The organism is Nocardiopsis sp. RV163 (genome assembly GCF_001029525.1).
Lineage (GTDB): Bacteria > Actinomycetota > Actinomycetes > Streptosporangiales > Streptosporangiaceae > Nocardiopsis > Nocardiopsis dassonvillei.
In genome coordinates, this window is sequence record NZ_LEKI01000064.1 from 17,861 (window position 1) to 28,696 (window position 10,836).

Sequence of the window (10,836 nt, forward strand, 5' to 3'; positions counted from 1 at the left end):
CCCTCCTCCTTCGTCACGGTCGCGGGGTGAACGGCAGCACGGTCACCCGCAGGGTCCACTGCCCGGTGCCGGGGTCCTGGAGCGCGTCGTCGATCCTGAAGCGCGTTCCGCGCGGCAGGAGCAGCTCCCTCTCGGACCGGTGCACGCTGCCCTCGCCGATCCAGAGGGCGGGGTGCCCCGCGGGCACGGCCAGGTGGAACTGGTAGGCGGCGGCCCGGTTCACGGTCTCGACCCCCAGGGACCCCGAGAGGAACCCCCGTTCGAGGAACTCCGTGCCGATCAGGTCCGTGGGGTCGTGGAAGGGCCGCCCCGGCGGGGCCATGAAGCCCACGCTGAACACCGAGCGCCTGACCTCGACCGTCTCCGGGACCGGTTCCATCGCCCGGTCGAGCAGTTCCATCCCCTCGCGCAGGAGGTCCCAGGTCCTCTCGGCGTTCTCCCGGGTCGGGGTGTGCCCGTCGAACCACTTCTCGACCCACGAACCGAAGAACCGATGCTCGCTGAGCCGCAGGACATCGGACTCGGGGTTGGAGTGCCGGGAGAAGTCGTTGTAGAACTGCGCGTTCTTCGTGTAGGCCCGGGCGGAGTTCTGCTGCTCCGGGGTCAGGGACGGGAACCGGTCGCCGAGGACGAGCTTCCCGTACCCCGCGCCGTCGCCGTCGGTGGCGAACCGGCGCACGCCGTCGGGGCCGACACTTCCGGGGCGGTCGGCGGGCAGGTCCGGCCCGGCGTCCTGTGCCCCGGTCTCCGGGGGAGCGGCGGAGTCCAGCCCCAGGAGCGCGGTCAGGAAGGCCTCGGTGCCGCTGTCGAGCCCCACTTCCCCGGGGCCGGTCACGGTGGTCTCCGTGTCGGTTCGCACGGTGAGCACCTGGACGTCCGAGGCGTCCCCGGCCCGCCGCTCCGGCGCCGGAGCGGTCTCCGTCCGCGGCGGGGGCACCACCTCCGCCTCGATGTAGAACCCCGGCACCCCGAACGATCCGCCCCATCCCGCGCGGGTGATCCGGTAGGTGGTGCCCCGGGCGAGGACGACCTCTCGCTCCTGCGGGTAGTCGCTCCTCTCACCGATCCACAGGCCGCGGCTGCCCGCGGGCACGGTCAGGTGGACGACGTGCGCGGACTCGGCCTTGTGGTGCTCGGCCAGCTTGTTGCCCAGCGACATGGACATGAAACCGGGCTCGGTCTGGACGGTGCCCACCAGGGAGTAGGGGTCCATGTCCCGGAACCCGTCGAGGAACGAGACCTCGGACAGGCCGCGGACCATCTCGACCGTGTCGGGCAGCGGGTGGTCGACGGCCCGGTCGAGGCGTTCCAGGAACGCGGCCACATCGGCCGCGGTGGGGAACACGTCTCCGTTGGACCGCGCCACGATGCCGCCCGCGCCCGCGCGCTTGTGCCAGCCCGCCAGTTCCGCCTCCGGGTTCTGCGCGTCGAGGATGTACCTGACGAAGCCGGCGGTGTGTTCGGGCACCCGGTCCTGCGCCAGGAGTTCCCGAAGGCGCTCGACGGTGGGCCAGGACAGGTCGTTCAGCTCGTACAGGCTCCAGCCTCGGGCAGACATCGGGTCCGAGTTGATCTGGAGGCGGGTCTCGTCCAGCACCTCGTCCAAGGCGTCCTGGATCTGCTCGGGCGAGAGGTTCTCGCGCACGATCGCGTTGAGCCACCCGTCCGCCGTGTACCCGAGCACGTCCTCGCGCTGCCGGTCTCGGAGGGTGTCGAAAGCGTGCGGGTTGTTCGCCGGATCGTGGAGCCAGCGGCCGTAGGCGTCGGTCTCCTCCAGTGAGCGGAACCGCCGCACACCCCGGTCGTCGACGTACCCCCTGCCGTCGTCGGGGGTCCCGGTGCCGGTGGCGGAGTCGTCCGCGGGGGCGTCCGGGGAGGCCGTGTGCCCCGTCTCCCCGCCGGGGGCGGCCGTGTCCTGCCCGGTCTCCCCTCCGGTCGCGGGAGGGGCTTCCCCCACGGTCGGCGGTCGGGTCTCGGAGGCGGTGCCGGTCTGCTCCGGTAGGACGGCCTCGGCGGACAGCAGCAGGCCGTGGGCGGTCCTCTCCGCGCCGGTGACGCGATAGGACATCTCCCGGGGCAGGACGATCTCGTGGTTCGACGGCCGCGGGCCCTCCGCGCCCAGCCAGAGCCCGTGCGCGCCCTCGGGCAGGGTCAGCCGGACGGTCACCGCGGGGTGCCCCAGGCCCACGGGTTTCGGGTTCAGGGAGACCGTGGTGTACCCCGGGCTGCTCTGGACGGTGCCCACCAGGCCGGAGGGGTGCCTCTCGTCGTACCCCTCCGGGAACCGGAGGTCGTGGGTGTGGGTCATGACCCACGTCGTCTCGACCGCGTCCGGGAGCGGGCGCCCCACCGCTTCGTCGTAGCTTCCGAGCAGTTCCCGCACATCCTCGGCGGAGGGGTAGGTCCCCCCGTTGGCCGCGGCCAGCGCTCCGGCCCTACCGCTCCTGCGGTACAGACCGGCCAGCCGTTCCTCGGGACGCTCCAGCGCGAGGATCGTCCGCAGGAAGTGCGCTTTGGGGGTCCCCTCCTCGGCGGCGTCCGCGATCTCCCGCAGCCGGTCGAGGGTGGGCCAGGTGAGCCCGTTGGCCTCGTAGACCTCCCAGCCGCTGCTGCCGTGGGGGTCCACGACCGAGGGCCGCTCGCTACGGCTCATCGAGCGCAACCGGTCGAGTTGCGTCCGCACGTCGTCCGGGGGCACCAGTGCCAGGTCCGCGAGCCACGGGGTGTCCGAGAACGCCGAGGCGACGCGGCGCGCCTCCTCCGGCAGGGTGTCCAGCCCCGGCATGCCGCGCTCCGCGCGCCCGGCCCGGTGGGCGTACCAGTCGGCCTCCGCGGGCGTCCGGAACCGCCGGACACCGGACGCGTCCAGCCGTCCGTCCGAGAGCGGGTCGGCGAAGGCCTCCGGGTGCAGGACCACCTCCGCGGAGAGCACGGTCACGAGACCGCTCGTGTTCATGTCGAACGTTTCCCTGACACCGGTGATCCGGTAGGTGGAACCGCGGGCGAGGGTGAGTTCGCGCTGTTCGGGGTCGTGGCTGCGGGAGCCGATCCAGAGGCCGTGCGCCTCCTGGGGGACGTTGAGCCGCAGGAGGTAGCGGAAGGGGGCCGCATCGGTCTTGAAGGCCTGTTCGCCCAGGGTGGTGGACATGTACCCGGGCTCGGTGTGGACCGTGCCTTCGAGGCCGTAGGCGTCGTACCTGCCGACCACGCGCAGCAGGTGGTCGATGGAGTGCATGCCCCGGGAGACGACCACGCCTTCGGGCAGGGGGCGGCCGGTGGCGTCGTCGAGGAGGCGGAAGAGTTCCAGGACGCGGTCCACGTCGGGGTAGGTCCCGCCGTTGTGGCGGGCGATGACCCCGGCGTACCCGGAGTTGTGGAACCAGTAGCGCAGTTCCTCGGCGGGGTCGCGGGCGGTGAGGACGTAGTCGATGAGCCCGACGGTGCGCGGGGGGAGGTCGTCCGGGTTCGCCCGGAGCTCGCGCAGCCGGTCGAGGGTGGGCCAGGTGAGTCCGTTGGCCTCGTACAGGTCCCAGCCGTGGGCGGTCACCATGGTCTCCGCCTGCCCGGCCTCGTCCTGGGCCTGGGCCCGCATCAGTTCCAACTGACTCGCCACACCGGCCGGGGACAGGGGCCGGACCCGTGCCATCCGGGTGATCCAGGCGGACCTGGTGTAGGCGTCGACCGTCCGGCGCTGGTCGGGGGTGAGGGTGTCGAAGGCGTGGGGGTTGTTGGCCGGGTCCTGGAGCCACTGGTCGTAGGCGTCCATTTCCTCCGGGGCGCGGAAGCGCCGGTAACCGTCGTCGCCGACGTGCCCGCGGCCGTCGCCCGCCGGAGGGCGCGACTGCTCGTCGAGGACCGTGGAGGAGTCCGAGTCGCCGTCCCCGGCCTCCGCCGACGGCTCTCCGGCCGACGTGTCCGCGCGGACCGGCTCGGCGTCGATCTCCATTCCGTCGTCGGTGATCCGGACGTCGGTGACGCGGTAGCCGAAGTCCCGGGGCATGACCAGCGCGTACGGGTCGCCCGTCGCGCCCCGGTCACCGATCCACAGGCCCCGCGCGTCCTCGGGGAGGACCATGCGGACGACCGCCACTGTGTCGCGCTGCGCGGTCGTGAAGGGCGAGTCGCCCAGGGAGACGGTGGTGTACCCCCGCTCGCGCTGGTCCCTGCCCACTATGGCGGACCGGTCGTCCCAGTCGTATCCGTCGAGTCCGGGCAGGTCCCGTTCGACGTCCAGTGCGAAGGACACCGCGATCGGGCCGGGCAGGGGCCGGTCCACGGCCGTGTCCATGTCCCGGATGAGCTCCAGGGCCCTGTCCCCGGTGGGGTAGGAACCGCCGTTCGCCCGGGCGACCTCCCCCGCGTCGTCCGCGTTCTCGTACCAGTGGTCCAGTCGCAGCCGCGGATCGGAGGAACCGAAGATGTCCGCCGCGACCGCCTCGAACGCCTCGGAGCGGCCTCCCTCGGCGTACAGTTCCCGCACCCGGCTGAGCGAGGGCCACGACAGGCCGTTCGCCTCGTAGAGCACCCACCCGTTGGGGGTGTCGGGGTCGGTGGCGTTGTCCAGGCTGGTTCTGCTCCAGAAGTCGAGCCTGGCCTGGACGACCGCCGGGTCGGAGGTCCCGAGCTGGGCGAGATTGCTGAGCCAGGGGAACGCGGTGTGACCGCGGATGAGGGCGCGCAGCTCCGGCGGCAGGGCGCCGTAGGTGTGCGGTTCACCGTCCCGCTCCTCCATCCGCTCCGCGAAGGCGTCCAACTCCTCCCGGGTACGGAACCCGCGGACCTCTCCGCCGCCCGTTTCGGGTGTCGCGGCCTCGGTGTCGCCGTCGTCCGTGCGGTCGATCGGGGCCCGGTCGGCGCGCGGGGCCGTCGGCGCCTCGTTGTCGGAGTCGTAGCGCTCCAGGAGGGGCCGGTCGTCGTACGCGTCGTCTCCGTCGCTCTCGCGCCCGGAGTCCTCCAGCCCCAGGAGCGCGGCCAGTCCGGCCTCCGCGTCCGCACCGAGTCCGGGCTCGTCGGGGCCCGTGACGGTGGCGTCCGTGTCGGTCTCCGCCGTGAACACGTGCAGGTCGGCGGACCCCTCGGTCCCCGCCTGGTCCGGTTCGGGAACCGGACGCTCCGGCACGATCACCTCGGCCTCGATGTACAGGCCCTCCAGTCCGCGGGAGCCGCCCCAGCCCGCCCGGGTGATCCGGTAGGTCGTACCCGGGGGGAGGATCATCTCGCGCTCCTCGGGGTGCCTGCTCTCCGAACCGATCCAGACGCCCCGGGAGCCGCGGGGGAGGGTCAGGTGCAATGCGTGCGCGTAATTGGACGTGACCCCGGCGAGCTCGTGCCCCAGCGACGTGGACATGAACCCGCGCTCGGTGTGGACGGTGCCCACGAGGGAGTAGGGGTCCTTGCCGTCGAAGCCTTCGAGGTGGTCCAGTTCCTCCAGCCCGCGGATCACCTCGATCCCCTCGGGCAGGGGCCTGTCGATGGCCTCCGTCAGGGTCCGCAGGTGTTCGAGCGTGCGTTCCGGGGGCGGGAACGCGTCGTCGCTCGACCTGGCGACCTCCCCGGCCTCACCGGCGCGCGCGTGCCAGCTGTCGAGTTCCTCCTGCGGGTCCGGCGCGTCGAGGATGTACCTGACGAAGCCCTCGGCCCTCTCCGGAACGCGCCCCTGTTCCAGGAGTTCCCGCAGCCGGTCCAGGGTCGGCCACGCGAGGTCGTTCATCTCGTACAGTTCCCAGCCGCGCGAGCCCATGGGGTTGGTCTCGAACGACGCGACGGTGTCCTGGCGCATCAGGTCCAGAACGATCCCCACCCGTTCCGCGTTCATGGAATCGCGGGCCACGGTGTTGAGCCAGCCGTCGATGGTGTAGCCCGTGATCCTGTTCCGGTGCTCAGGGCTCAGGGCCGCGAAGGCGTGCGGGTTGTTGGCGGGGTCGTGGAGCCACTGGTCGTAGGCGTCGAGTTCCTCCTCCGTGCGGAACCTCCGGATCCCGTTCCCGTCGACGTGGCCCCGTCCGTCGCCCGGCCCCTGAACGGTGCGCTCCGTGTCCGGTCCCGTGACGGCGTCGTTCGTCCCGTCGGGCGCGGCCTCGGCGGCGGGCGGCGCGCTCACCGCCTCGGGCGCGGCCCCGGCGACGGTCGGCGCCACGACCTCGGGCGCGGCGGTGTCGTCCGTCGGCACGTGCACCCGCGCGGTGATCACGGGACGGACTCCGGACGTGTCCAAGGAGTCGATCCGGAACCCGGTCCCCGGGGGGAGGACGATCTCCTGGTTCTGGGGGCGGGGGCCCGCACCGCCCAGCCAGAGGCCGTGCGCCCCCGGCGGCAGGACGAGACGGACGACCGCCGCCCCCTCGCCCGGGCCGACCGGCCGCGGGTTGAGCGCGACCGCGGTGTACCCCCGGGTGGTCTGCTCGGTCCCGACCAGCGCGGAGGGGTCGCGCGGGTCGAATCCGTGCAACCGCCGCGCAGTCGCCTGGTCCAGGTACCAGGTGCTCTCGACCGCGTCGGGCAGCGGGCGGCGGACGGCGTTCTCATAGGAGGCCAGCATGTCCAGCAGCCGCTCGGGCGAGGGGTAGGCGCCCCCGTTCGCGCGGGCCAGGACCCCGGCGGCCCCGGCCGAGTTGTACAGCCCGCCCAGCCTGCGGGCCGCCTCCTGGGGGCCCTGCCTGACGATGTCGGTGATGAACTGTGCCCGCGCGGGGTTGCGCACCCGCTCCACGGACAGGAGCTGGAGCAGCCGGTCGGGGGACGGCCAGGTGAGGCCGTTCGCCTCGTACAGCTCCCACCCGATGACCTGCTGCCGCTGCGCCGGGGTGGAGGCCTGGGTGACGCGGCTCGCCGCGCGTAGGGAGTCCAGCAGCTCCCGGGCGCCGTCCGGGTCCGTCCGGGTGAGGTCGAACCCGTCGGCGAGCGCGCTGAGGGCACGGGCGAGGTCGTGCCGTGCCCGGGGGAGCGCGTTGACTGCGTGCGGGTTGTGCGCCGGGTCGTGGAGGCGGTGGCCGTACCAGTGGGCCTCCTCCGCGCTCCAGAACCTGCGGACGCCGTCCTCGCCCGTGCTCCCCTCCGAGAAGAGGTCGGGCACCGCCCGCGGCAGCCGGACCACGGTCGCGGTGACCACGGTCTGCGGGCCGCCGGATTCGGGGTCGATCCGGTCCTGGACGCCGGTGACGCGGTACGTGGTGCCGCGGCCCAGGGTGAGCTCCATCTGCTCCGGGTCGTGGCTGCGCGTACCGATCCAGAGGCCGCGGCTCCCCTCGGGCACGTCCAGGCGCAACAGGAAGGGGAATCCGTCCGAGTCCGTCTTGAACGGGGTGTCGCCCAGGGTGGTGGACATGTAGCCGGGTTCGGTGTGGACGGTGCCCACCAGCCCGCGGGGGTCGGTGCCCCCGGTCGTGCGCAGGAGGTGGTCGATCGACTGCATGCCGCGGGAGACGGCCATGCCCTCGGGCAGCGGGCGGTCGACCGCGCCGTCCATCAGGCGGAACAGCCGCCGGGTCTCGGCGGCGTCGGGGTAGACGCCCCCGTTGAGCCGGGCGATGACCCCCGCGTATCCCGCGTTGTGGAACCAGTGGCCGAGTTCGGCACGGGGGTCGGGGGCGTCGAGGATGTACCGGATGAGCCCGCGGGTCCGCGGGGGGAGCGGCTGGGGGGAGGCCGCGATCTGGCGCAGCCGTTCCACGGACGGCCAGACCAGACCGTTGGCCTCGTACAGGTCCCAGCCGTGGGCCGTCTGCGCCGTGTCGTGGGCGGCCGCCTCGGTCCGGGACTGCGAGCGCCACTCCATCAGCTGTCGGGCGACGGTCTGGGGCAGGAAGGGCCGGATGCGGGCGACACGGGTGATCCAGGCGGACCTGGTGTAGGAGTCGACCGTCCGGCGCTGGTCGGGGGTGAGGGTGTCGAAGGCGTGGGGGTTGTTGGCCGGGTCCTGGAGCCACCGGTCCTGCCCCTCGACCTCCTCGGGGGAGTCGAAGCGGCGGATGCCGTCCTCGTCGAGGGTGCCCCTGACGTCGGTGTCCGCGTCCGAGTCGTCTGAGTCGTCCGATTCGGCGTCCGATTCCGAACTGGCTTCGCTCTCGTCGTCTCCGTGGACCCCGTCGTCGTGGGCCGTGGCGGGTTCGGCCGGCGGCGCGGCCACCGGTCGCGGTTCCGCGGGCAGGGCCACGGCGGTGATCTCCACGATCCCGTCCGACTCCGTGACGTCGGTGACGCGGTAGCCGGTGCCGCGCGGGAGGAGGAGCGTGTACGGGTCGGAGGTGTCCGCCCTGTCGCCGATCCACAGGCCGCGCCCGCCCTCGGGCACGGTCAGGCGGACCACGGCCGTGCCGTCGCCTCCGGTCGCCGGTGAACGGTCCAGCGAGGTGCGCAGGTACCCCGCCTCCCGCTGATCGGTGCCCACCAGCGAGGAGGGGTCGCCCTCGACGTATCCGGCGAGCCCGGTGAGGCCCTCGTCCCCGCTCAGCGTGAAGGTCACCTCCAGGGGGCCCGGCAGCGGGCGGTCGGTCGCGGCGTCCAGGGTGCGCAGGGTGTCCAGGACCCGGTCGGCCGTCGGGTAGGCGCCGCCGGCGGCCCTGGCCAGGGCACCGGCCTCGTCCGAGTTTTCGTACCAGTGGCGCAGCCGCTGTCCGGGGTCCGGCGCCTTGAAGACGTCGTCGATGAGCCGGATGAGGGTGTGGGAGTTACCGCCGTTGGAGTGGAGCTCCCGGATCTCGGCGAGGGTCGGCCAGCGCCTCCCGTTCTTCTCGTAGAGGGGCCAGCCGTTGAGGTCGTCGCCGGTGGCGTTGTCGTCCGCGTCGTAGGTCAGGTCCTCCAGCCTCTTCTGGACTGAGGCGGTGTCCAGCGAGGGGATCCAGGTGAGGGACGAGAGCCAGTCGCTGGCCGCCTGCGAGACGACGGCCTCGCGCTGGTCCCGGGGCAGCGCGTCGAAGGTGTGCGGGTTGGTGCCCGGGTCATCGAGCTCCGCGGCGCGGGCGGCCGGGTCCTCCAGCCCCAGGAGGTCGGCCATCCCGTCCTCCCGGTCGCGCGGCCACCCGGACCCGCTGGAGGGCCCGTCGTCCTCGGACGGGTCCTGCTCCGCCGTCTCCATCAGGAACACGGTCACGTCGTCGTCCGTGTTCGGCTCGGGCGCCGACCGTCCTGGAGGCGGCTGCGGGGACGGTCCGTCCCCCGGACCGGAGGACTCCTCACCGGTCACCGATCCGCTCCGGTCGGACGCGGACGGCTCGTTGAGGGCGCTGTGGAACGTGTCCAGGATCGAGGCGGTCGCGGGACGCTCCTCCGGCTCCGGCTCCGCCCGGTCGCTCAGGGGAGCGCCGGCCGTCCCGGTGCCGTCCCCGTCCGGGTCCCGCACCTCCGCGGCCGTGTCGTCGGTGTCGGTCGCCGTCCGGCCCGGTGCCGACGTCTCCCCGGGCCCTTCTCCAGAGGCCGGTGCGTCTCCGTCACCGTCCACCAGCGCCGTGTTGACGGTCTTCACCGCGTCCGGTGCGTCGTAGGGGGAGGGCCCCCGGTCCTCGGGGTCCTGCATCGCGTAGCGGACGTAGTCCGTCGTGAGCCGTCCGCCGGGCAGCCAGAGCCGGGCGCGGACCGGGTCGTGGCGGTCGCGGAGTTGGCGGCCGATGCCGCGGGCCAGGGACTCGGCGTCCTGGACGCGTTCGGGAGGGGCGGACTCGCCGCTCAACGGGACGCGCCTGTTGGACGGGTCGGAGAGGACGTACACCAGTGCCTGGGCCAGCGCGCGCGCCTCGCGGATGGAGTGGTTCTCCGGGGCTGGCCCGTCGACCGGTCGCAGCAGCCTCCAGAAGTCGGCTCCCAGCGTCCGCGCCCCGGGGAGGTCCTTGTCCGCGAGGGCCCGGGTGAGTTCGGGCAGGCGGTCCAGGACCGACGCGGCACGGGCGTCGGCCCTCGGGTCGATCCCGGGAGCAGTGGGGTCGGTGCGCGTCTGTCCGGGGGTGTCGGAGCCGCTGTCCGCCGCGCGCTCGGGTCCGGCGGCGGTCGGCGCCGGAGGCGCGTCCGTGTCCGTGCTCCGCGCGGGGACCGGCGTGCCCTCGGCGGCGGGCGAGGCGTTCCGCTCCGGACCGGTTTCCCCGTCGGGGCCGTTCCGGTGCGCGGACCCGGTGCCTTCGCCCTCGCGTTCGCCGCCCGCGCGGTTCTCACGACCGGATCCGTCGGCCTCCTCCCGGCCCGAGCGGTCCTTGCCGTCCTCGGACTCCTCCCTGTTCGCGGCGGGACGCTGGCCGTCGCCGGAGCCGTCGTTGGCTCCCTCGACCGGTTGCGTGTCGTCGCCGGACCGGTCCCCGGCGTCGTCGTTCTCGGGGCGGTCGTCGTCGCGGGAGGTGTCCCCGTCGTGCCCGTCGGGCTGTTCGGCGTCGCGCCCGGGAGCGGTGTGCCCGCTGTCTCCGGTGTCCCGAGGCGGTCCGCTCTCGGTTCCGGGACCGGTGCCGTACTGGTCGCCGCCGCTCTCGGTCGCGGGCTGCGGGGGCGGCGCGCTCTGCGTCCTGGGCCCGGTCTGGTGCTGGCCGTCGCCGTTTTCGGCGACGGGCCGCGGAGAGGGCGGGACGTCCTCCGACGCGGTCCGCTGCTCGGATGCGGGTGCGGTGTCGGGTTGTGGCGTGCTCTCGCCGGTGCCGCGTGCGCCGTCGCCGTTGGTCCCCTGGGGGGAGGGGTCCGGCGCGCGGTTGTCGTTGGTGCGCTGGGGAGAGCGTCCGCCGTTGTCCCGCTCCGAGGACGCGGGGCGCTGGCTGTTGTCTGAGGTGGTGTTCTGCGGTGTGTTCGCGGGTGGTGTGGTGGTCTGGCCCGCGGGGGGCGCCACGGCGACGGCGCACGCGGCACCGGCGAGAGCACGCCAGTGTT

At 73.5% G+C, this 10,836-nt stretch carries 1 protein-coding gene; it reads right to left on the reverse strand.

The window, feature by feature from the left end:
• Positions 1 to 13: 13 nt before the first annotated feature.
• Positions 14 to 10,795: an ADP-ribosyltransferase gene (locus ABD54_RS13435; RefSeq protein WP_047869813.1), complete on the reverse strand. Its 10,782-nt coding sequence runs from the start codon at positions 10,793 to 10,795 to the stop codon at positions 14 to 16.
• Between the last annotated feature and the right edge of the window lie 41 nt (positions 10,796 to 10,836).